The organism is Candidatus Cloacimonadota bacterium, assembly GCA_028706475.1.
Classification (GTDB): Bacteria; Cloacimonadota; Cloacimonadia; order Cloacimonadales; family Cloacimonadaceae; genus UBA5456.
In genome coordinates this window covers 71,094-95,750 of the sequence record JAQWBI010000002.1, presented here as the reverse complement: position 1 = coordinate 95,750, position 24,657 = coordinate 71,094, and the positions used below count along the sequence as shown (strand labels likewise).

The 24,657-nt window shown below is 46.2% G+C and carries 18 protein-coding genes; 1 reads left to right on the top strand and 17 read right to left on the bottom strand.

The features are described 5' to 3' along the window. Positions 1 to 112: 112 nt before the first annotated feature. From PHF32_01340 to PHF32_01260, 17 genes are all read right to left on the bottom strand, one after another. A complete protein-coding gene (locus PHF32_01340; GenBank protein MDD4559376.1) occupies positions 113 to 2,284 on the bottom strand; it encodes a T9SS type A sorting domain-containing protein in 2,172 nt (723 codons plus the stop codon). Between the two features lie 28 nt (positions 2,285 to 2,312). Then, complete coding sequence (locus PHF32_01335) at positions 2,313 to 3,344, bottom strand: PorV/PorQ family protein (protein ID MDD4559375.1); 1,032 nt, start codon at positions 3,342 to 3,344, stop codon at positions 2,313 to 2,315. A 9-nt stretch (positions 3,345 to 3,353) separates the two neighbouring features. Then, complete coding sequence (locus PHF32_01330; GenBank protein MDD4559374.1) at positions 3,354 to 6,494, bottom strand: hypothetical protein; 3,141 nt, start codon at positions 6,492 to 6,494, stop codon at positions 3,354 to 3,356. 14 nt (positions 6,495 to 6,508) lie between these two features. Further along, positions 6,509 to 7,141, bottom strand: a complete 633-nt coding sequence (locus PHF32_01325) for an energy transducer TonB (GenBank protein ID MDD4559373.1) — start codon at positions 7,139 to 7,141, stop codon at positions 6,509 to 6,511. Positions 7,142 to 7,150: 9 nt separating this feature from the next. Then, complete coding sequence (locus tag PHF32_01320) at positions 7,151 to 7,585, bottom strand: biopolymer transporter ExbD (protein ID MDD4559372.1); 435 nt, start codon at positions 7,583 to 7,585, stop codon at positions 7,151 to 7,153. Between the two features lie 9 nt (positions 7,586 to 7,594). Next, positions 7,595 to 8,020, bottom strand: a complete 426-nt coding sequence (locus PHF32_01315; protein ID MDD4559371.1) for a biopolymer transporter ExbD — start codon at positions 8,018 to 8,020, stop codon at positions 7,595 to 7,597. A 20-nt stretch (positions 8,021 to 8,040) separates the two neighbouring features. Continuing rightward, positions 8,041 to 8,790, bottom strand: a complete 750-nt coding sequence (locus PHF32_01310; GenBank protein MDD4559370.1) for a MotA/TolQ/ExbB proton channel family protein — start codon at positions 8,788 to 8,790, stop codon at positions 8,041 to 8,043. A gap of 23 nt (positions 8,791 to 8,813) precedes the next feature. Continuing rightward, positions 8,814 to 11,855 carry a carboxypeptidase regulatory-like domain-containing protein gene (locus PHF32_01305; GenBank protein MDD4559369.1) on the bottom strand — a complete coding sequence of 1,014 codons (3,042 nt, stop codon included), beginning with the start codon at positions 11,853 to 11,855 and terminating at the stop codon, positions 8,814 to 8,816. Between the two features lie 191 nt (positions 11,856 to 12,046). Continuing rightward, positions 12,047 to 13,090, bottom strand: coding sequence for a phosphoribosylformylglycinamidine cyclo-ligase (gene purM, locus PHF32_01300; protein ID MDD4559368.1), 1,044 nt, complete (start codon positions 13,088 to 13,090; stop codon positions 12,047 to 12,049). After that, positions 13,072 to 13,965 (bottom strand): PfkB family carbohydrate kinase, encoded by an 894-nt coding sequence (locus tag PHF32_01295; GenBank protein MDD4559367.1) that lies wholly within the window; start codon positions 13,963 to 13,965, stop codon positions 13,072 to 13,074. The genes purM and PHF32_01295 overlap by 19 nt, the downstream gene beginning before the upstream one ends. Continuing rightward, positions 13,962 to 14,192 (bottom strand): hypothetical protein, encoded by a 231-nt coding sequence (locus PHF32_01290; GenBank protein MDD4559366.1) that lies wholly within the window; start codon positions 14,190 to 14,192, stop codon positions 13,962 to 13,964. The genes PHF32_01295 and PHF32_01290 overlap by 4 nt, the downstream gene beginning before the upstream one ends. Next, positions 14,189 to 15,391 carry a pyridoxal phosphate-dependent aminotransferase gene (locus PHF32_01285; GenBank protein ID MDD4559365.1) on the bottom strand — a complete coding sequence of 401 codons (1,203 nt, stop codon included), beginning with the start codon at positions 15,389 to 15,391 and terminating at the stop codon, positions 14,189 to 14,191. Before PHF32_01285 ends, PHF32_01290 begins: the two co-directional genes overlap by 4 nt. Positions 15,392 to 15,406: 15 nt before the next feature. After that, positions 15,407 to 16,399 (bottom strand): phosphate acetyltransferase, encoded by a 993-nt coding sequence (pta, locus tag PHF32_01280; GenBank protein ID MDD4559364.1) that lies wholly within the window; start codon positions 16,397 to 16,399, stop codon positions 15,407 to 15,409. Then, entirely contained in the window at positions 16,400 to 18,502 is a 2,103-nt protein-coding gene (gene glyS / locus PHF32_01275) for a glycine--tRNA ligase subunit beta (GenBank protein MDD4559363.1), read from the bottom strand. 14 nt (positions 18,503 to 18,516) lie between these two features. Continuing rightward, complete coding sequence (locus tag PHF32_01270) at positions 18,517 to 19,476, bottom strand: PorV/PorQ family protein (GenBank protein MDD4559362.1); 960 nt, start codon at positions 19,474 to 19,476, stop codon at positions 18,517 to 18,519. After that, positions 19,430 to 19,903: a PTS sugar transporter subunit IIA gene (locus tag PHF32_01265; GenBank protein ID MDD4559361.1), complete on the bottom strand. Its 474-nt coding sequence runs from the start codon at positions 19,901 to 19,903 to the stop codon at positions 19,430 to 19,432. The genes PHF32_01270 and PHF32_01265 overlap by 47 nt, the downstream gene beginning before the upstream one ends. 57 nt (positions 19,904 to 19,960) lie before the next feature. Further along, the gene (locus PHF32_01260; protein ID MDD4559360.1) at positions 19,961 to 21,115 is read right to left on the bottom strand and encodes a PAS domain-containing sensor histidine kinase; all 1,155 of its coding nucleotides are present in this window, start codon (positions 21,113 to 21,115) and stop codon (positions 19,961 to 19,963) included. 618 nt (positions 21,116 to 21,733) lie between these two features. Between PHF32_01260 and PHF32_01255 the strand changes: the two genes are divergently transcribed. After that, entirely contained in the window at positions 21,734 to 24,589 is a 2,856-nt protein-coding gene (locus PHF32_01255) for a M1 family aminopeptidase (GenBank protein ID MDD4559359.1), read from the top strand. Positions 24,590 to 24,657: the final 68 nt, after the last annotated feature.

The following is a 24,657-nucleotide window of genomic DNA, read 5'->3' as shown; positions in this document are numbered from 1 at the left end:
ACAAAATGAGTAAGGGCACGATCTCTTGACCGTGCCCACGTTCTCATTTTGGCAGATGCCTAAGAAAACCCATATAATACAAGGCTTTAAGACATCCTATAGTCATTTGATACTATTTCATCAGCATCATTTTGCGAGTTTCGCTGTGATTGTCTGTGCTGAGGCGATAGAAATACAGACCACTGGTAACGTTGTTGCCACGTGAATCTGTACCGTTCCATACCACAGTGTTCTTTCCGCGGGTGGCTGTTCCGTTATACAGAGTATTAACAAGCTGACCCTTCACGTTGAACACATCCAGTCTGGCGTTGCCATTCTTGGGCATATCGAAACTGATGGTTGTTTCCGGATTGAAGGGGTTCGGATAGTTTTGATTCAGGATATTGCTTACCACAGGTACGACAGGATCATTGCTGTCGCTACCGGGGAATACGATATCTAGTTCCATAAACATCACTGTTCCGCCATCATTGGCTGGGAAGATGTCAGGTTCGATGGGATAAGCTCCCCATGTGTTGTCATCCAGGAACATAAATCCAACTCTGCCAATGGGATCGCCAGTTTCTGTCTGTCCCATATACTTCACTTTGTCGGCGGGGTATACCCACATAGGGATCATTCCAGCCAATTCCGGAGTATCCACAGCATTCAGGCGCATAGGATCACTCCAGGTAGTTCCGTTATCTTTGGAAGTAACGATCATGATTTCTGGACCTGTGGTATAGGGGACATCCTCAGGATAATCTTCGGGCCAGTTGAATCCATTTCTAGCTCTTTGAGAATCTTGCCACACCATAACCATCATACCTTGTTCGTTTACCTCGGTAAGCTTCTGATTATTGTAATGGAAATCCATATTACCGGCAGCATCGGAGTGTAAGTCTGCATCCATATGCGGTAATGGCATGTTGACTTCAATAGTCGGGTGATACGTATCATCGGATTCCTGGTACACAATCTCATCTACTTCACCGAAAGGAGCTTCAATATCCCAAGGTATATAGTGTTCATTGAAAGTATCACCAACTGGAAGTTTGGGGAATATATCCTGAATAAGGAATTCCTGAGTGTTGGTATCATACACGATATTCTTTAGGTTCTGCATGTAGGGGTAGTAAGTAAGTTCTATGGTGCTTAACGCAAAAAGGCCAGGAGAGTGAATGCGTCCCAGATTGTCGATCACTGCATTCTGGTGGCTGGAATTGAAGCTGAAGAACAATTCGCCATCAGCATAAGGAAGATTCGTTTCGGAATTGATAAAATAACCTTCATTATTTGGCGGAACGGGAGGATTCCACGCATTCATTCTACCCATAGCACTCACTCTGGTCCAAGTTCCTTGTCCATAATTCGGGCAAATGAAGACATCCATATCCGGTTCCATGATTATAGAGCCATCTGTTGCACGAGCAATGTGATGTCCATAATAATAGATATTTCCCAAATTATCTACTGCAAGAGTATAGTTTGGACGACGGAAGTTGAGCTCATCGGTATTCCATGCGTCCAATTCCGGGATGGTAATATAAGTCCAGGTCAGGTTGTTGCCCATCATCATACCTTCAGTAGTAAAATCGGCATAACCAATGATGCAGTTTTCACTGGGATCTCCATTTAATGCATGGGAAATAGAGTTTCTTGCCAGCACATATACTCTTCTCATATTGGCATTGGGAGATGGACCGATTTTGATGGTCGGCCAGATGAATTCATTGTCGTCAGTCACTCCGACTTCCAGCGGGTTGTTCATTACGGGAATAATGGTATTCCAGGAGCCCGGTGCGTTTCCAATAAATGAATCCCATACAAACTGGACCTCAAGCTCTGTGTCTGTGTCATGATTAGCATGCCAGGCGTACATCGGAATTCCGCTAATAGGATCAACGCCCAAGGTTGGGTATCCTTCATGGTTTGTAGTATTTGAAATCTCATTTGTCTGAACTGTACCATCTGCAGCTATGTGTGCCCAGAATACACGACGTGTAGACTCTAATGTCACTTTCCCGTGGTAAGTAAGGAAATATCCACCACCGGCTTCATCCGGGATTACCTGAATGGGAAGATGATTGTAAGCACCGATCTGGTAGTCGTAGTAGTTATCAATTATCTCGATAGGAGGGGTAGCCATAGTATACGTGGGTACCTCATCACGACTGGGAGCGGTAATCTTCTGAACTATTGGGGTGTAAACAGGCTTCTTCGTATTATCGGGTTTCGCGGGATTTGCAAAGACTGCTCCGATAATAAAAGAGAAGCATAAGGTTAGTAACAGGACTTTTTTCATTGTTCCTCCAGTAATTATTCTCATTATTCTAGTATCTCATCTTGAGTGAAACGCGATGAGCGCTCTTTATCATGGATTCTGCCAGGGGGCCCATATCTGTATAGGCATAGTCGATATTGAAGATTCCAATACTTGTGGGAACTTGCCAACCGGCACCTGCACTAAAGCCCGCAGCATCGTAGTTAATCTGGTAACCAGCTCTCAGGAATAGATTACCCAGTTTATACTCGGTTCCCAAGTTCCAAGTTTCCAAACGGTCAATTACGTTATCCAATTGCACCGAAGCAATCCAATATCCGGTGTCATTTCGCATCAGATCCCCAGATACGCCCAATGAAAAGTGCATCGGGATCTTACTCTCCAGTTCGGGTCCGTCTTCGTCTATATCTCCATCACCATCATTATCGATCAAATCAAATGGATCTTCGTCCGTAGAACCATCACCATCATCATCTACAGTGTAACGGATATCTGGTCCGAAGTTCTTTAATGCCATGCCAATCTTTATGTTTTTCCATCCCGTATTGTACATGGAACCCATATCCAGAGCATAGCTGTTTACATCGTATTCGTAGAGATTTTCGCGTAAGTACTTCACTCCCACGCCAGCAGAGAATTTATCGGTAAACTGCTGTCCGTAGGTTAACCCCATAGCAATGCTGCTATTGGTAAAATACTCTCCAGTAGGACCGAAGGTTTCTTCTTCCGTAACTTCAAGTTTGTCCATATGCAATACCGATCCATACACCGCAAAAGTAGATACTCCGTTGGTATATGTAGCTGCTGCAAATTCGTGCATGATGTCGGCTACCCAGTTGGTATGAGACACAAACACCTGGTTTTGGAACGCTGGAGCCAATCCGGCAGGATTCCAAAACACGGAAGAGATATCGTCACTTACCGCTGTGTAAGCTTCACCCATGCCAATGGCTCGAGCATCGACACCTAGCTTTAGAAACTGCATGCCAACCGTGCCAACTTTACCAAAAGGTTTTGCTTGAATACATACTGGCAATAGCATAACGGCGAGAGCGAGGATCAGGATATTATTCTTTTTCACAGTTCCTCCCTATTTGATAATGACAAACTTGCCGACTTTTATTTTGTTGGTGTCTTTATTCTCGACACTGAACAGATACACGCCAGGGGCGATGATCTGGTTATGTTTGGACAGCAAATCCCAATCATGCATACCACTTGCGGCAATACCTTGGGTAGTAGCTCTGGATATCGTAACCACATCGGTAATCGGAGGACCATCATGATGAAGGGTTTCCACCAAGTCTCCCGCCAGAGTATAGATGCGAATTGTGCAACGGTTGGGAAGGTTTACGAACCACAAACGGCGGCTCTTATCTCCCTTTTCGTCGTTTTCACGGCGTCCGTCGAACTTGCTGCGACCAATGTAGGGGTTGGGTATCACCATAATGTCATTCATATTGTCTCGAGCCAGCGTGCCTGGGAAAACAACCTTCATGTTTGCATCTGCGTCACGTCCGGTTTCCAGAAAACTTAAATTCTGTTCTGGAATACCACGGTCGTATGCAGTAAGTGCTACATAATATTCGATACCACGAGGAGGGTTATTGATGGAAGCCCTATAGAATCTGCGTGCAAGACGCTCTTCCTTGAGGCTGTTCAATTGATCAGGCGTAGGATCGGCTTCTCCACTCGGGAAGGCAAAGCCTTTCAATGGGATTACCTTTGAATCGAAAAGAGCATCGAATAGTCCAGGACGATTGATTTCATTCAGATACGGATGCATAAACAATCTTGCCTGTAGCACCTTGATTTCCTGATCGGAAAGCATTGAGTTATTTTGGGCAATCTCATCTGCAGCGCTCTGAATCTCAGTTGTCCAGTCCTTGTCGGGATCGTATAAGGGCCAGCCATAGAATATGGGACCATTAGGCTCGAAAGCATAGTATTGGTCATATTTGGTGAATTTGTTGTATTCTTCCAAACTGGCTTGCCATCCGCGATCACTCATAACAGGTGAATCTGAGGGATTGGGCAGACCTGTATCTATGCCGGTGTAGCCACCATAATCCTTACGCAGACTGTCATTGGCGGCGTAGCGGTTTACATCATAGTCATCTTCATCCAAATCAGTATCAACTTTATCCCAGCGGCGAATTTGTTCCCAGTCTTCTCTACTTCCGCTTCCAGAACGACCCCATAAGCTATAACCCTGGAAGTCGTGTCTTAAGCGGAATCCAGTAAAGGGATTCACTAATGCGTTGTTTTTGAACTCATACCCATCGGAAAATCTATGTTCCTCTGGCCAGTAATCCGGCCAGATTCCAGCAGCCATTTCTGCTGTAGGATAGCTATCAATATCGGTAATAGCATCCTCGTAATCTGGGTTTTGCCAACCAATTTCGGCTGTGGGTACGTTCATGAAATCATAGGAGAATTCTGAACGATTATCCCAATAAACATCCAGTGCATTTCCGGAATCGGTGTGCACTATTTCCGCCAGCATGTTGGGAATTGTGGGAGGTTCAGGGGGATTATAGTGAGAGATAGTATCAGGTTGAGTAACAGTGATCAGATCCTGAGCGTTTCCATAAATGATTTTCGCCCAAGATGCAGTGGATTTCAGTTCTTCCTTATTATCACCCGGAAATACTGCAACCACGATCTTCATGGTTTTACCAGGAGCAAGATCCCAACGTTTATAATAATTGCCATACTCATCTTGTTCGTTATATTCCGGGGTTCCCGGTCTGGCACCATAGAATGCAAACAGGAAACGGGTATCGTTCGGGCTGGGTTGCTCCCATTCCATCACATCCTCATCTTCGGCTCGAAGCGGAGTGTATTTACTGGTGTCCGGATTCTTTCCGGTAAGCAGCCAATACTTCTGATTCGAAGTTTTGATGGTAGGACCCACATTACGTGGATCTGAATCATCAGGACCGTTGCCCACTCTCCAATACCAGCAGTGGAATTGTAGCTTATCCGGATCAGGGGTGCATACGCGAGCGCCCACCAGACCAGGGCTAAGACCGCGATCAAAATCTGCATCATAGGTATAGGCAAATTCGTAACCCTTACCCTTCACATATCCGGATTTATCGTCAGAAGCTTTATCAGAGCCATAAGTATTGGGACCAACGTCTGCATCGAAGTAGATACCCATGGCGCAGTCATATAATGAGTCTGCCTGGTTCATGTTAGTGATATTGAACTCGATATACACCAAGTTTTTAATATAATCGTAGCTCCATTGATAACTCATTTGGCGCACTCTTACATTTAACGGATAGTGTGTATTACTTCCCTTCCGACTACCATAATCCCGATCGACATTTGTAATGCCCAAGGGGCAGTAATCGTAATAGTAGCCAATGAAATCTTGTTCCGATATGGGAGCGCCATCCTCATCAATACGTCCGTCGAAGTCATCATCATAAGGTTTGGAATAGGTGAAGGTCTTTTCCCCGTGCTGTTGAGAGGGATCCTCAAGATCCATGAATCCCAGCGGGAACCAAATCTCATAATTCTCCGGTTTATCCAAAACAATAAAGTCGTTTGAGGACATATCACTAAGGTAAGATCCTCCAAACGCACTAAATGCTTCTGGCAATTCACTGCTTGCCCGGAAGGGGAAAGTATAACCGGGGAAATCTTCATCTATCAATCCGTCTCCGTCGTCATCAATACCGCGTTTCTGACTACGTACAGATGCGGTAGCGATAGCATCATATCGATTATACAATTCATAGTTTGGATGGGAAACAATAAGTGGATTGTATGCCGGTAAAAACTCATAAAGGTCATCATCACCATCGAATCCCACCGTGACTAGTGTATCCAACAAGGGGGTCAAGGTGTTGTTCCACAGTTCACTGCCTTCATAAGTATAATCATCCTTTGAACTCGGAGGATACTGCAACCAATACAATTTCCTTCCGGAGGAATCACGTCTTTGTTTCTTGGCTCCGAACCAAAGCGAGGCTTGGTAGAGGTAATCAACACCACTACCGCCGGGATACTCCAAGGAAGGATACTGAGGCACAGCGTCGTCTCCGGATCCAAAGAAACCATAGTTACTCACCCTAAGCCAGATATTACCTACGTTGTGGTAATAGTCCAGATCCAATTTCTTGGTTCCAGTGGATGGTACAGCCTTGTTCGCAAAGACAAAAGTGACCGAAAACAGGGTCATTATCATCAAACAGAACACAAGTTTGTTAAACTTCATTAATCACTCCCGGGTTAATTAAGCTTAAATTCAACCGGAATAATGAGCAGCACATCGACCGGCTGGCCACTACTCTTTCCGGGTTGAAATCTTACTCTACGTACAGCTTCAATGGCAGCTTCGTCCAAGCCGCCCGGTACTGAACGTTTCACGTGTATATTGCGGATAGAGCCGTCTTTTAGCACTTCCACTTCCAATACTACAGTACCTTGAACCCCGTTACGTTTGGCAAACTCCGGATAAACCGGGTTGATGCTTCCGATCACAACCGGAGGATCATCATATGGCACAAAGTTGGCAGGACGTTCGTCAACCTGAGTAAGGCTGGTAGCTGTAGTTGTGGTAAAATTGCCGATCTGTGCGATGGCAGACTCATAGGCTTCCATATCAATTTCTTCTGTTCCCAGCACGTCGCTGATCACCAGTGGGATATCGATATGAACCTCAGTTTCCGGAGGCTCAATCTTCTCTCGTTCTTCCATTGGTATATCCACAAGCTCCATTTGCTGAGTCTTGAAGACCTGTTTGCGCACTTCAATCTTTGGAGTAACCATCATCGCAAAGAGCAACAATGTTACGGAAAGAGCAAACGCTTTACTGAACTGGCTGTTTGCTACGTCTTTCCAATCGGTATATTGTTGTTTCATCTTTGCCTCCTAATTCTGCCGTTGTTGGGCTTCAAAGGCCACTACCAGAGTTTGAGCCTGCTGGAGCTGGCGCATAACATCGGACATTACTCCATATTTAGTATCCCGATCGGTTCTAAAACAAACCACCAATTCGGGATCATCGGCTTTTTTTCTAATCAGAGTGGAAGACACGAACACGTCTTCTGAACTCTCTATACGAGTGGGAATATCGTCGATAAGAATAGTCTCATCCCTCATCACGTAGATGGTAGAAGTATGATTACGCGGAATGCGTTCGATGCTTTCAGCAATTGGCCAGCGATCGCGTTCCACCCAGAATTTCTTCTCCTGAACGAACACCGTGCTGACCATGAAGAAGAGCAACAGCAAAAACGCGATATCAGACATCGAGCCATTGGGAATGGCGACGTCGCGATTTCTTTGTCTTTTCAATTTCGCCATGTCTCTCTCCTAGTTTGTTGATAGCGAGATCTTCTCGATCTTTGCCGCTTTCAGGCGGTCAACCACGCGAATCATGTTTTCGTACGTGGCCTCACGATCGGTGATAACCTTGAAGATCATCTGTTGGTTTATCCTTGCTTTTTGCTGAATCAGGGCATCCAGCTCACCGCTCTCATACACGCGGGGAGCTTCGTTGTTTACAGCAATTCTTCCATCTTCAGTAATCTGCAAACGGGTCATCTCTTTTTCTGTAAGAGTAAGGGTCTGAGCTTGCTCAGTTCCCTCTTCCGCCGCTTGAGGAAGGACTATCTTAATCCCTTCTTTCACGTCAAACTTGGTAGTTGCCATGAAAAAGATGATCAAGAGGAATGCAATGTCGGACATCGACGATGTCGGGATCTCGGCTTTGCTCTTCCTTTTTCGTCCTATTTTCATTTTTATCTCCCTTTGGGCCTTTACAGCATTGCTTCCACAACTTTCTCAGTTGCTTTTTGCATATCGATAACCATTCCATCTACCATTGTTACAAAGATGTTGTTGAAAAACTGCACGGGAATAGCGACGATCAGACCAGCTTGGGTAGTGATAAGAGCAATCTTGATACCACTGGCCACGATTGTAGCGTCCACCGCACGTGCGGCTGCGATAGCATCGAAGGCACTGATCATACCAGACACTGTACCCAAGAAACCCAACATGGGGGCCAGAGTAATGGCGGTTGAAAGCTCCAGAAATCCTTTTTCCAAGTAGCTCATCTCAATCATAGCGGCATTCTCGATGGCTTTCTCTACTGCATCAATACCACCGTCTGCTTTCAAGAGACCGGCATAAATGATTGCTGCCACGGGACCGCGGGTGCCTTTGGCAATCTCGGCTGCTTCTTTGTACTTCTTATCTTTCACAAGAGGAAGAATTTTGTTCAAGAAAGAATTAAGGTTTACCTTGCCATAGATCAAAGCGATGAATTTCCAAACAACATAGGCAATACCATATAGAGCTACGATGAGAATAGGCCACATCGCCCATCCGCCATCTTTAAACCATTTTACCATGCCACTGCCAAATACCAATTCAGCAAAGCTCTCCATACCACTGCTGCTCGCAGCCGCGGCTGTTTCCTCAACTGCTTCCTGGGCAAAAGCCATGCCAGGGATCAACACACTTACCAGAGTGATCAGCAGCACTATGTACGAGAATTTTCTCATTTATGATTCCTCCTTGGAATAATTTAGAAGTTAAACGAAACTCCGAAGGTTACCCCACGGTAGTTGTTTATAAAAGCCGGGTTCTTAATCGACAAGCCGTATGCGTATTCTACTTCAGGGAATACATATTCCAGGATGTCGTCCTCGAGATTTTCACCGTCTTCATATGGTGAGCCGGTACGGGGATACACTCTATTTACGTTTCTGGTTTTGAAGATGTTTTCCACATCTACAAAGAGTCTTATGCTGTTTCCGCCAGGAAGCTGAAAACCCTTTGTAATTCTGGCATTAGCCTGGTTTGTGGAATCCATGCGCTTGCTGTTTGTATCCAGCAGTGAGCTTCCTTCCATACTTTGGGGAGTATAGGGTGCACCGGATACAATGCTCCAATTCAGGTTGGCCGAAAAATCGTCCAACGGCAGGATGTAGTCCGTAAAGGGTACAAAGAATTCCTCACCTCTGCCAATTCTGAAGGTGTAGTTTATGGACGCATTATGGCGCACATCCCAATCCAGCGGAAATTCGCGAAGAGAAGTGTTTTCATCCTGGATCACCGTGTCAGAGTTGTTTCCCTGAGCCCATGCCAGAGAGTAAGCAATACTCCAGGTATTGAAGTTCGAGAGCAACTTTTCCAACTGAATATCTATACCACGGGCTGAGCCATAGTCTTCCGAGATATACTCATACCAGGATACGCTTGCTTCGTCTTCTTTACGCACGCGTTTGGTGCTTACATAGTTGTATAGATTCTTGAAATAAGCAGTCATATCCAAGACATAGTCGTCACTCAACTGATGCGAAAGGCCCACTTCATAAGTAACGGTAATCTGGGGCTCAAGCGTGGGATTTCCCACCGTGATGGTAACATCTGAAAGGTTAGCGTCTTGAGGAGTTTTGGAGGTAAAAATGTACTGCATTTGTGGCAACTGGTTCTGATAATTGTAGGCAAAGCGCAATACATCACGCTCGGTGATAGGGTGAGATACGCCCAAACGAGGAGAAACCATCATCTGAAAACGATCACCTTTTTTGAACTCACGATCCGCAAACAGACCATCATCCTGCAACACTTTATAACTGGTTCCCAGATACCAGAAATCCAGACGCAGTCCAGCGTTCACAATCATTCCTTCCCATTCCATTTTATCCTGCAGATAATATGCCATCTGCCAAGGATTGGCGGAGTAACCATCACGTTTCCCGGCAGCGGATTTAGCGGCATTATAATAATCCAGAGGTTTATAGATAGGCTCAAGATCGCTTAAGGATTCTGGATTCTCGACCTTCGGGTGGATGGTATATAAAGCATCTGGTACAATCCCGTTCTCGATGAAGTTTGTGGCATCCTCTTCGGTAAGAGTATATATGCGATTGAGATACTTCACTCTGCGGTCGTTGTATATGCTCAGAAAGTTTTGGGTTTGGTCCTTTGTGATATCGTGATTAATCAGTTCAAAACCGGTTTTAGCCAGATGAGTCTGATTCACTTGCCATTCAAAGTCCGCACGTAAGTTCATCGTAGCGGTGGTATCGTCGATGAAATCCGTATAGATAGTTCCCGGTGCCCGGAAACCAGGAATGGGCCTTGGTTCTTCCAATGTTGCGATACGATACTTCCATTCAGTTGCTGGCAGGAAACCAAAATCGTGTACACCGTCACCATCGGCATCTATACTTGTATAGCCATATCTTTCGTATGTTACCACATCATCCACATAGTTTGTACCAGGATTATCCGGGTCAACCGTCATATAAAGGAAATTATCCCGATCGATACCGCGCGGACCGTCTTCATAATCTTTTTTATAATAACTGGCCTTTGCCTTGAGGTTCATCGTAGGTGAAAACATGTGGTCGTAGGTAGCGATATATTGTTGCTGCACTACATCTTCGTAACGATAGTGCTGTAAAGCATAACGCCACCAGTAGTATCTGCTATCGCTCAAGGCGGGATTGAAGGGTGTAGAGAAAGATCTGTCTCCACGAACCGCCAAAGTGATCTTCTGAGCAGGGTTGATATCGTATTTTGTTTTCAAGTTTACATTGTAGCTATTGTAGTTACGATTCCCCAGATCGATGCCAAGGAAATCGTCCCGACCTTCATAAGGATCATAGCGGGGGTAATCTGCTTCCAATATGCTTACGCCATCTTCATTCACATATTCCTTGTTCGGATCGGTAACATAGAGGTCCTTATAACGACCATCAAGCCATTCTCCGCCACCGTTAAAGTAAAACGTAAGGCGTTCTTTGAGATCTTGGGAAGCAAAAGGCACTATCGGTCCGCCGATGGCGAATTTCAAGACGTCTGAATTGCGGCCTTCACCTACAAGATGATCTGTATTGTACTCAACTTTTCCTGAGTAGAAATAATCACCATCTTTGGTAACAATGTTTACAACACCGGATTGCGCATTACCAAATTCAGCAGGGAATCCGCCCGTCATAACCTTCATGTCTTTGATGGCGTCTGTGTCCACCGAGAGAGCACTTCCTCCATCCACAGGATCAGAAACGCTCATACCATCAACGGTGAAATTCACTTCGTTTGCCCTTCCACCACGGATATGCAGTTCACCACCGATGTTGGTAACACCAGCTTGTAAGGAGATAATACCGGTAACATCGCTCACAGCCGAATCCGACAGACGATCCATTTCTATCTGACGCGATGATCCGGTGCGGTCGCGTTCTACTCTATCTTGTTCCGCAACTACTGTAACTGAAGGACCTACGATACCTTCACGGTTCATTACGGGGGATAAGTTTGCAGTTTGACCTACTTGGATTCTTACATTCTGATATGTAGTGGTAGCATAGCTGACCAAAGAGAATCGAACCGAGTAGGATCCCGGTGGGATATTGATAATGATAGCCTGACCTTTTGCATTGGTCTGGCCTCCGGTAATGCGCTGAGAGCCTGACATCACCACGACGTTCACAAATTCCAGCGGCTTCCCCTGTCCGTCGCGAACACGCACAGCGAGACGGCCGGTAGTTTGTGCTTCTAGGCATGCTATGCCGACTAGCAACACAATTAGCAGGATCAATGCAGTTTTTCGCATCGATGGACCTCCCTTCATCCTGGCTTATTTACTAATCTGTAATAATTTAGTTTAGGGCTAACCTTAAATAGCAAAAAGGCTACTCCTCTTAAAGCTCGTTTATCTGACTACTAAAAATCAGTCAAGCAGTTTTTTTATCAAGCTTCATTCCACATTTCTTCAGTTAGTTGATAATCTTGATAAAAACACATTTATACTCTTTCCTTGAATATTACTTGGGGACTTTTATCAGACGTCCTTAGTTCTCCCAGAGCAAAAGCTTCACCTTGGGCGAGGACCTCAGAGGCTAAATCTGGACTCATAACGCAGATCATCCCTACCCCCAGATTGAAGGTTTGGCGCATCACGTCCCAGGAGATGTTGCCACCTCTGCGGATGATGTGGTACAGGCTTGGGATATTCTCCTCGCGCAGATCAATCTGCGCTTCCAGATTATTGCAAAGTACACGTTTCAGATTACCGGCGATTCCTCCTCCAGTAATGTGTGCCAATGCTTTTAAGCCGGGATTGTGCAGGAATGGCGATACTTGCTGCAGATAGCTGCGATGCACTTTCAACAGTGCTTCGGCGAGACTGCAGTTCAGTTCGTCCATATAGGAATCCACTTTCAAGCCCATACGCTCAAAAAGCACTTTGCGGGCCAGTGAATAGCCATTTGTGTGTAAACCGGTAGAAGGTAAAGCCACCAGTATATCTCCGGCCTTCATAGTGGATCGGGGTAAGAGGTTATCCTGTTCCACCACACCGACAATGGTTCCAGCCAGATCAAAATCACCCGGCTGATACAGGCCCGGCATTTCTGCCATCTCACCACCGATAAGAGCGCATGAGTTATCCTTGCAGGCTTTTACGAAACCATCTATCAGTAGAGAGATGTTGTCCACCGAGAGCTTGCCCACTCCAATGTAATCCAGAAAGAACAGTGGAGTGGCACCCTGAACCAGGATATCATTCACACAGTGGTTTACCAAGTCTTGCCCAACTGTGTCAAAAATCCCGGCTTGAATCGCCACCAGAAGCTTGGTTCCCACTCCATCGGTGCTGGACACCAGGATCGGTTTATTCCAGGATTCATCGATTCTATACAGGCCACCAAAGCTTCCCAGTTCGCTCAACACATTGGCGTTGAAGGTAGTGCGAACCTTGTCCTTGATCTTCTTCACAGCTCTTTCGCCAGCTTCAATATCGACTCCGGCTTGTTTGTAATCAATGGGTTCTATACGGTCATCCGGCATAAGTTTTCCTTGTATTTGTCGATTGTTTCTCTTGAGATGTCCAGAATCCCGTCAACGCTGAATTCGCTGACATTTAACGCAGCCATCACTGTTGCGTATCTGAGTGCTTCTTTAATAGCTGTCTCCGTGAGATCCAGATGATCCTGAAGACAGGCCATAAAAGCTCCGGCAAATGTGTCGCCTGCCCCAGTGGGATCTTTTACTTCTGGGATTGGGTATGCAGGGGCAAAACAGATATAGTCCTTCGTGATGGCAACGCTGCCGTATTCTCCTCTTTTTACCAGTACCAGCTTTGGCCCCATGTCCAGTATTACTTTTGCAGCGCTGAAAACATTGTTTTCCTTGCTGAAAGCTCTTAGTTCGTCTTCGTTCATAAATACAATCTGTACGCGGGATACTACTTCAGCCAGCTCGTCCGGGCAGCCTTCGATCCAAAAATTCATGGTGTCACAGGCCACGTGATTGTAGGATTGTGTCTTTTCCAAAACCTGCAATTGCAGATTCGGATGTATGTTTGCGAGGAGCAGAGAGTGGCAACTGATGCAACTCTCGGGCAGACGGGGCACAAAATCCGCAAAAACATTAAGCTCTGTAAGTAGTGTTTCCGCCTTATTCAGATCATGATACTCTCCGGTCCAGCGGAAGGTTTTTCCTTTAGCCCGCTCCAAACCATCCAAATCCACACCATGACGCTGTAGCACTTGGATTGCCGATGCAGGATAATCGCTTCCCACCACGCCAATCAGTTTCACATTAGTGAAATATGATGCGGAAATGGAGCCGTACACCGCCGAGCCTCCGATTGCGTCCACCACAGTTCCGGAGGGCGTGCTGATGGTATCCAGTCCGACGGATCCCACTATTACCAGGCTCAAGGATTCTGCTCCATACCACTTGGCTCTGGCATATCCAATCCGGTTTCGACAGAATCACGTTCAGCACTCATGATCATTTGCTGATTTCCGCCCATTCGCTTCAACACAGTCATCGCATAGATCAATGCTACCAATACCAACAGCATGACTATCAGACGAGGCCAGTTGTAGCCCTTTTTACGGCGGCTGCGCCAACGTTCTTCGATCTTATCGTTCAGATCGTTCATGAACTAATCTCCTTGAGAAAATCGCTAAAGCGGTTTACGCCCTTGCTTAGGTTTTCCATACTGTTCGCATAAGAAAAACGCACGGTCCCCGATACTCCAAAAGATCCGCCGTCCACCATCGCTACATGGTGCTTTTCCAACAGCGCATTACAGAATTGAGCAGCGGTATTCATGCCCAAATGGTTGTTTTCCAGATACCAACTGATATCCGGCATTATGTAAAAAGCACCTTGTGGTTTTTTGCACAAGATGTGCGGGATCTTCATCAACATATCATAGAGGTAATCTCTGCGTTTGCTAAATTCCTTGCGCATATTTTCAATGGAATTGTCTTCCTCATTTAAGGCTGTGACGCATGCCTTTTGGGTGATGGAATTCACGCAGGATGTACTATGCTCCTGCACTCTGCCAGCAGCGCCGATAATATGTGTAGGACCTGCGGCATAACCCAATCTCCATCCTGTCATCGCGTATGCCTTGGATACGCCGTTCACGATCACTGTATGATCTTTGGCTTCTGGGCTGATTGAAGCAATTGATATGTGTTCCACATCGTCGTACACCAATCTTTCGTAGATCTCGTCCGAGATAATCAGGATGTTGTTTTTGATGCAGATATCGGCGATTGTTTCCAGTTCCTTGCGGTTATAAACCGCTCCAGTGGGATTGCCCGGTGAATTTAATATCAATACCTTGGCACAGGGGCTGTCCTCAATGGCTTTTTGCAAAGCTTCCGGGCGCATCTTGAATCCCTCGGAGGCTTCGGTGGGGATGTAAACCGGAACTGCATCGGCCATCATAGTTTGATACGGATAAGATACCCAATAAGGCATCGGAATCAACACCTGGTCATGAGTATCGCATGTTGCAATCAATACGTTCAATATAGATGCTTTAGCTCCCGGAGACACTAAAATATCCTTGGGAGTATAGTCCAAACCATTATCGCGTTTTAGCTTGGCGCAAATAGCTTCCCGCAGCTCCATGATTCCAGCATTTGCAGTATAGCGCGTGAAGTTTGCATCAATAGCTTTGTGAGCTGATGCCTTGATGTAATCGGGAGTATTAAAATCCGGCTCTCCCACTCCGAAGTTCACAACATCGATTCCCGCCTGCCTCATCTGCGTAGCCTTGGCTGATAAACTCAAAGTAGGCGAGGGTTTGATCAATTTGGTGCGGTTGGATAGCTTGATGGCCATCTGTTCCCCCTATATCTATTTTAAATTTTTCGCCATCAATAACACAAGAATGGCTGTATTCACTATATCCTCGGCGGAACAGCCGCGAGAAAGATCACATATGGGAGCAGCCAGACCTTGTATGATGGGGCCTATTGCTTCGTAGCCTCCCAATCGCTGAACCAATTTGTAACCGATATTCCCGGCTTGCAGATCCGGAAATACCAAAGTGTTTGCATGCCCCGCTACACTGCTGTCTGGAGCTTTGGACTTCGCTATCTTTGGAACTATTGCCGCATCCAATTGGAGTTCTCCATCATAAGCAAAATCCACTTTTCGGGCATCCAAGATTGACTTTGCTACGCGTACTTTCTCCGCTAGCTCATGATCGGCACTACCCTTTGTGGAGAAAGAGAGCAGCGCCACAAAAGGCTCATCACCCAAGATTGAACGTCGAGTGATTGCAGTGGAGTTGGCAATATCTGCCAATTGTTCAGAATCGGGATTTGGTACTACGGCGCAATCCGCAAATAAATACGTGGGATCACCCGCGCGCGGTGATACCATTATAAAGGTAGAAGATACTGTTTTCAGCCCCGGCATCACGCCCACCACCTGCAAAGCGGCACGCAATACGTCCGCAGTGGTGTTGGCCGCACCAGCCACCATTCCTCCCGCCAGTCCCTTTTTTACCATCATCGCACCAAAATACAGCGGATTCTTCATGGTTTCCAAGGCTTGTTCCTTGCTGACGCCCTTTTCTTTGCGCCGCTGATGGAAGGTCTCGGCAAAATCCTCCAATTCAGTACTTTTCACTGGATTTATGATTGTGCAAGAGGAGATGTCCGCTCCCAATTGAGCGGCATTGTTTGTCACTTCGGCTGGTTCGCCCAAGAGGATTACTCTGGCAATCTTCTGTCCGGCCAGACTTGCAGCGGCGGCCAGAGTTCTTTGGTCGTGGGATTCGGGTAGTACAATGCTTCCGCCGATGGCGGTTGCTCTTCTTTTCAAAGTTTCCAAGATGTGCATTTATTCTCCATTTTTATCGGAATCTACTACTATCAAAGAGAGATCAGCTACTTTTATAAACTCCGCACGGATGGCAGCCAGGAGCTTGTGCCGGTTTTGCCTGAGGATAGGATCTTCGCAATTTACCAACACATTATCGAAGAAAGCGTCGATTTTTTCGCCAAAGTCCACCAGTTCCAATAGTGCACCCGGATAATCCAGATGCAAAAGGGCCTCTCCGATATTTTTACTTAGGCTGCTCAATCCATCGTATAGATCGCGTTCGGCTTCACTTTCAAAGAGTGCAGGATCTGCGGTTGCCAGTCCTGTTTCTCTTTCTATGATGTTCGATACACGTTTGAAGCCAATAACCAATTTAACAAAACTGCTGTCCTGCCTCAATTCCTCCAAAGCACGAGCCTTGGCTATCAGATGAGGTAAACGCGCAAATCCTGCCACACAAACGCTGGCCACGGTATCATAGGCGATGCCCAGTTCTTTCAATAACCAGTTTACACGCTGGGCAAAAAAGCTCTTACAATTGTCCTTGCTGCCTGGTTTAAGCTGCACCTTGTTTGTGGACAAGATATCGAAAGCAAAGTCAATCAAGTGTTCCAGATCTATATCCCAAGCCCGGTCGGCAACTATCTGAACCAAGCCTCCGGCTGCTCTGCGCAAGGCAAAAGGATCAGCGCTTCCCGTGGGCATCAGCCCCACTCCGATAATCCCACATACCGTATCCAATTTATCCGCCACCGCACATATAGCACCGCAAACGCTCTGCGGCAGGCTGTCGTTGCTGCCCCGGGGCATATAGTGCTCGTAGATGCCTTGAGCCACTTCCGGATCCTCGCCAGCAACCAGAGCATAGTGCATGCCCATATAACCCTGAAGCTTGGCAAATTCCTTTTCCCCCAGCATCAAGCTCAAAAGATCTGCCTTACACAGTTGAGCGGTTCTCATTACCTTAATCTTTTGTGCATCATCATAACTCAATTCGCAGCAAAGATACTCGCTTATTGCCAGGATTCGATTGGTTTTGTCTGCCATTGTGCTCAGTTGTGATTGAAATACCACCTCTGTCAGATGGGGTACAAATGCATCCAGACCACGCTTGCAATCTTCCTCAAAAAACCACAGAGCGTCTTCCAGCCTTGCTGCCACCACTTTCTCATTCCCGGCTTTGATGATTTCACTTTGTTTGGGATCTCCGTTTGAGATGAAGACAAATTTGTTGCTCAAAGCTCCATCAGCGCCATACACAGAGAAGTATTTTTGATTTTGGCTGATTGTAGAAGTGATGATTCTCTCCGGAAGTTTTAAAAAGGAGGCATCAAATTCCGCTATCACTGCCCAGGGATACTCCACCAGATTACATACCGTTTCCAGCAACCGCTCATCCGGTTTTACCATGAGACTGCCATCTGTAAACAGGGTGGAGAATTGATCGGTTATCATGGAGCGACGTTTCTCCCGATCCACGATCACACAACCAGAGGTCATAGCGCCTTCATAGTCTGCAGCACTTTGGATTTCGATGCTTATATCCAGTCCCAGATAGCGGTTTCCAAAGCTGGTTCTGCCGGAGCTGATGCCATGAAAATCCAAATCTATGATCTGAGTATCCCACAAAGCTACGATCCAGCGGATGGGACGGGAAAAAGCCAAGCTCTTGCTTTTCCAGATCATCTTTTTAGGCAAGGGAATCTGGCTGATGGCTTCTGGAATCCAATCCCGCAGGATTTCCCTGCACTGCATGCCTTTTTGCACAAAGCTAACCGCGATAAACTCGCCTTTCTCCGTCTTTTGCACAAAGACATCCTGTTCTGCCGCACCGCATTTGCGTACAAAACCCATACCGGCTTTGCTGAGGTTTCCTTTGTCATCGTATGCGATAGTCACAGATGGACCCGTTTTACAGATCTCCACATCCGCTTGCTTTTCCGGAAGGCCGGCGGCAGATATGGCAAGTCGACGCGGTGTGGAGCCTATGCGGATTTCCCCATGATCCAGATTTTGCTCTGAAAGCATTTTTTCGAAAGATAGCTTGATACTGTTGATGGCAGGCACTATTACACTATCCGGCAGTTCTTCAATTCCCAGTTCAAATAAAAAGCTGTGCAAAATACATACCTGTATCAGTTAGAAAAATTGTATCTCAAACTCAGTTGATTGGTGATACCCAGATCCCCGTACGATTCCACGGCGTAATCCAGGTTAAAATTGCGTATCTTCCAGCCCAATCCCAAGCTTCCTCCGCCAGTTATGCCTGCCAGACCACCCATATTGTAATCCGCGGCGTTGCTCTTGAAGCCTCCCCTTAGTGATAAAGCTGAATTGAGCGCAAAATCAATGCCCACTTTCACCCCAAATTTGTCCCCGCTTACCTTACCCAGATCCAATGCTGTGTCCAGCTTCGGCATCAGCTTTATGGAAATACCAGCACCATAACTGAGCGGTAGATGTTCTTTGAACTTGGTGTTGCTGTAATATGAGCTCTGAAATCCCAGATTACGCACCGCCAAACCTACTTTGATATTGGGATTTGCCGTATGATGCAGAATCCCCATGTCCACCGTCACTGCGGAGGCAGAATGGCCGTCGATGCTGTCGTAGATCATCTTCAGGCTTCCGCCGATATCCAGGGCAGGACTAATGAAGCGTGCCGCCGAAACCCCAGCGACTATGCTGCTGGCCCCAAAGCTTTCTCCAGTCTCGATCAGATCGCCCGAACTGCTGATCTCTGTGCGGTCCATCTGGCCGCTATTCCAGTACATCAGGCTTGCACCATAAGCTTCATATATGTTTTTGGGATATACATAATGAATCGCTCCGCCGGCACTACCCACCAAGTGATCCAGAAAAGTGCTGCTTATCCCATGATTTGGAGCCCGCAGAATTGCAGCGGGATTCAGATTCTGCGCTTCCTGATTGGATGGCAAGCCCAGACCCGCACCGCCCATCGAGGCAGTACGCGCACCATAGATTAGTTTCAGGGTATCAAAGCCCGTGCTGCCAGCGTCATCACTCTGTGCCGCTAAGGGCACCAGACTAATCAGCAAGAGAAGCGATAATGCTATCTTCAATCTTGTGAACATAATTGTACAACTCCCAATCTGAGTTTGCTCCCAGTAGTGTGGCTCGATTCTCTTCTGTGCGCAAATACTCAGACAAATTGCGCAAGATTTTCATATACTCCTGATTAGAGTTCTGCGGAACCGCTATCATAAACACCAAATTGACAGGTTCGCTATCCACAGAATTGAAATCCAGCGCCTGGGAAATCATACATACAGCGATGCGAAGGCATTCTACTGTGAGATCCCTGGCATGTGGGATGGCTACTCCCTTGCCGATACCTGTGCTCATGATTTCTTCGCGGCCCTTAACTGCCGCTAAATAGCGATCCGGAAAGCTGAGACAACCGCTGGCTGACAATAAGCATGCCATATAATTCAGACAGTCACTCTTACTTTGAAACGCATCAACGATGCGCACTAATTCTGGTTTGAATAAAGCGTTCATATCCTACCATGGTTATATTGTAAAAGTCATACTTTTTGAACCCTGTCTTGGAGTCAATCAAATTCTCTCCGAGAACCGGAGATAAAACTTGCTGCCTTTGTTTAGCTTGCTTTCCACGCTAACACTTGCCCCCAACAGACGGGCAAAATTGTCCACCAATATCAATCCTAAACCACTGCCTGATTCATTAGCTGTGCCATACTGCCTTAGATCGTTATCCAATTTGAAGAGCTTGGGTAAATGACGCCGTGAAATACCAATCCCGTGATCTGCCACACATAGCTCCAGGCCATTTGGCTGCTTTTGCATACGCACGCATACTGTGCTTTTCGGGTACGAATACTTGATGCTGTTGGAGATCAGATTGCGCAAGATCGATGAGAGTAACTTCAAATCCGTCTCTAACATCACATCTTCATCATATACAAATTCCAGTTCTATCCCTTTTTGGGTGGCGGCTTTTCGATAGTGATCCAAAGCGTAGTTCACGGTTTTAATCATGGACACATACTCTTTTTGACACACTATCTTGCCGGTTTGCAATCTGGCCCAATCTAAAAGGTTTTCCAATAAAGTGTAAATTCCCCGGGCGGCATTGTGTACCTGCAAAAGAGCTTCCTTAACCTCAGCCTGGCCAAAGATACTGAAGTTTTCAGCTACAAATTCCGAGAGCGAGATGATGGCGTAAACTGGATTCTGCAAGTCATGCGCCAATAGCGAAAAAAAGCGATCTTTCGTAGCGTTCAGTTCAGCAAGATCCTCAGCAGCCTGTTTCAGGTCTTCCTCTGCTTTACGGCGGACCGTGATATCCAAAATGAAGCCTTCCAGATATACTGGATTGTGGTGCTTGTCGTAAACTGCATTACCCTTTTCCCATACCCAGCGAATTTCATGGTTGCTATTGTAAATGCGGTATTCCACCTGAAACTGCGTATGTTTTTTCACTGCTTCCGCCACTGCATCACTCACTTTTTCCAAATCATCCGGATGAATCAAACTCGCATAACTCACAGTAGCATTACACAAAAGATCCCTGGCGGGATACCCGGTTATATCCGCACAACCTTCCGAGATAAAGAGCATCGACCATTTGGAATCGTTTATACAACGATATGCCATACCTGGTAGATTATGCATCAGGTTTGGCAGATACTCTGGATTAGCCTCTTGTATCGAAGTTGCTTGCTGAAACTTCCTGCCGGTTTTGTTCATCATTTTTCCATTCTTTTACATTAAGCTTCATATTATCTGGCTTTCACATATTGTCAAGTTTCAATTTCGCTGGCATTTCCCCTTTTCCCTATCCATCCTGTTTTTTTCTGCTATCGATCCCTTCTTCCTCCGATACTGTACGATATGCATTTAGCATGTGGCAAAATTTCCTGTTAACAAAATCCAGAGAACAATAGAGTAACCCGGAGGGAGAAATAGATCATTGCGAGGGTGCGTAGCGAAGCAGAGCTATACGTAGCTCAGAAAAAAAGACATAGCATCGGAATGCTACGATACAGTGTTCAACAGCGAAGGTTTGAAGAGGACCACACATTCCATGAATAAAACAATCTGCGTGATCTGTGTACCATCAACAATCCTCAAGACTATGCTCTACCTCAAGGTTCAGCTATGGCGAAGCGGATATTATCAGGTTATCATCCAGTGCCCACTCGATGATAGCGACTTTATATCCCGTTCAACATGAGATAATCCACAAGGTGTGAATATGCGCTCTACCGCGCTAATGATAACACTACTCAAAAGGATTAATCTCCTATAAATGGAATAAATCATGCATAAATTCAAGGTAGAAAATACTTACTTTTGGAGTTCACTGTGAAACAGATATACATTATTATCATCCTGTTGGCAATATGCGGAATGCTGATTGCCAATCCCCATTTCCCTACCGAAAGATATCGGCACACAAAACCCTTTTTCCCGCAGGAGCGCTTTTATACTGCCAAAGCTGACAGCGAAACAGGCTTTGATGTACAAAAATACACCATTAACCTGAGCATATCCCAGAGTCCGAATTTCATCTCCGGCAGTGTGCATGCGGAAGTTTTAGCGGAATCTGCATTGAGTGCCATAAGCTACAATCTTGTCGGTTTATCAGTAAACTCTGTGGAACTGAACGGTGTGGTGGTGCCCTATACTCACGAACAGGGAATAGTCCATATCCCGCTTTCCGTTCAAGACGGTGAGAACTTTACTACCAAAGTTTACTATTCCGGCACTCCTCAACTCTCTGGAGCTCCATACAATGTGGGTATGATCTTCCGCCCCAATTCGGTATTTACGGTGTCCGATCCCGATGCTGCGCGTTATTGGTGGCCTTGTTACGATCATCCCTGGGATAAAGCAGTGGTTGACCTTATCATTACCATGCGCTCGGACTGGAAGGTGGCGGCAAACGGGCTGCGGGAAAGTATTGTAGATAATGGCAACGGCACCTCTACCACTACCTGGCGGGGAGAAAATCCCATGACCACATATTTGGCCTGTATCACTTGCGGAGATTTTGATGAAGTCCAGCAAAGCGCCATGCACGGCGAACTACCCATCCTGAACTTCGTGAATCCTGCCCAATACAACAATGCCTTATCTGACTTCGCCAATCTGCCGGATATGATAGACTACTTTTCTATCCTTTTTGGAGATTATCCCTTTGAGAAGTATGGCAATGCAACAGTGAGTATAAGCACTTTCTCTGCAATGGAACATCAGACCATGACCACTTTGGGTAACTTTATCGTCGATGGGCAGGGGACTTATGAATTAATCATCGCCCATGAATTGGCGCATCAGTGGTTCGGTAATGCCGTAAGCTTCCTGGATTTTAACGATGTCTGGCTTTCTGAAGGTTTTGCCACCTATTCCGAACAACTGTGGACAGATAAGCGCTATGGCTGGCAAGCCTCATGCGATTATGTTTTGACCAACTTTCACAATTACTATGTGAATTGGGAGAATAGCAACGGCCCCGCTACCATTTATAATCCCGATTTCGGCAACTACTTTGCCCCCCCATCCTACGAAAAAGCGGCTTGTGTGTTACACATGCTGCGCCTGAAACTGGGAGATGCGGACTTTTTTGAGCTATTGCAAACATACTATGAAAGTTTCAAACATGGCAATGCAGTTACCGCAGAATTCAAGGCCATGGCTGAGACCATCAGCGGACAAGATCTTGATCAGTTCTTTGAGCAATGGATATTTGGCAGCGGTATTCCACAAGTGGAATACGGTGTATTTCTGAAACCCGCCACGCAAGAACTTAAGATCGTTGCTACCAGCAGTTCCCCCACCTCTACACAGTTCAATCTGGATATTCCTTTCCTTGTTTCAGGCCCCTCCAGCTCAGACTCGCTTTTAGTTCTAGCTACACCACAAGGCCATGTTAATCTATTCCAAGGCATCGAAGAACCGCTGGAGATAAGTGCCAACCACAATAACTGGACTCTGATGCGCAGCATTGTAAACCAACTTCCCGATCTGCATACATGTCTGGCAACATCCGGTGCCGTTCATCTGGTTTGGGATGATTTTCCCGGAGCAGTATCCTATGATGTATATCGTCGCCTAGAGGATACTACAAACTGGATCAAGGTAAACACAGACCCGATTCTGAACTTGAGCTATGTTGATGATGATGTGGAGAACCAACAGCATTATGAATATGCCTTGAAAGCCATCGATGCAGAGGGTTTCTCCAGCATGATGTCTCCGGTTCTCCCTGCAAATCCAGTGGAATTCAGTTTTGTGAACGATATCCTGATAATAGATGAAACCAGAGACGGCAATGGAAATCCCAATAGTCCCACCGATGCTATGGTGGATGACTTTTATGCCGCCATGTTGGACCCCTTCGAGTTCGATACTTGGGATTTTGCGCAACAAAACCTGCCCGATCTGCAGACAATGGGCTCTTACAAGGTAGTATTGTGGCACGATGACGAGATGCCAATGCACCAGATTGGGGTCGCGGAAGATCTTCTGAGCAGTTATATGCTGGGCGGAGGAAAACTGATCCTTAGCGGATGGAAAACTCCTTCAGCGCTCAGCGAAGTCTTCTGGCAGCGTTTTGTGCCTTCCATTGAGCTGTATTACGATAATCCTGCCTGTTTGATCAGCGCTGAAAGCAATGAATATCCCCATCTGTATGTTGATCCCGCCAAATTGGTGGGAATATGGAATGGGATGCTACCCATGATCTATTCATTTGAAGGCGACTTTACGGAAATGTACAGCGGTAATTTCGCTCCAGGTAGCGTGGGAATAGATAAGAGCATTGCTTTTGAAACAGGTAATCTCGTCTTCTTTGGTTTTCCCCTGTATTTCATGCAAGAAGAAGGAGTTCGCACACTTCTGCAGCAATTGGCAATGGAATTCGTTGGCAGCGCTACCGAAGATCAGATTGCCAGTCTGGTAACTATGAATCTGACGACATACCCCAATCCCTTCAATCCTAGTGCCGAGATAGCTTTTGATCTGTCGCGGGCGATGGATATAGAGCTATGCCTCTACAATTTGCGGGGGCAAAAAGTGGAAACACTGGCGCAAGGAATGTATCCCAAAGGCCGGAATCAGATCAGTTTCGACGGAACAGGCCTATCTAGCGGAGTGTATCTGCTACGTATAAAAGCTGAAGGAAAAAGCATAAGCCGGCGTATAACGCTAATGAAGTGATGCTGGGACAGTAATCTGCACTGTACCGCCTTGCTTTTATAGTTGACTTTATTCTGCCCCGGGATTTA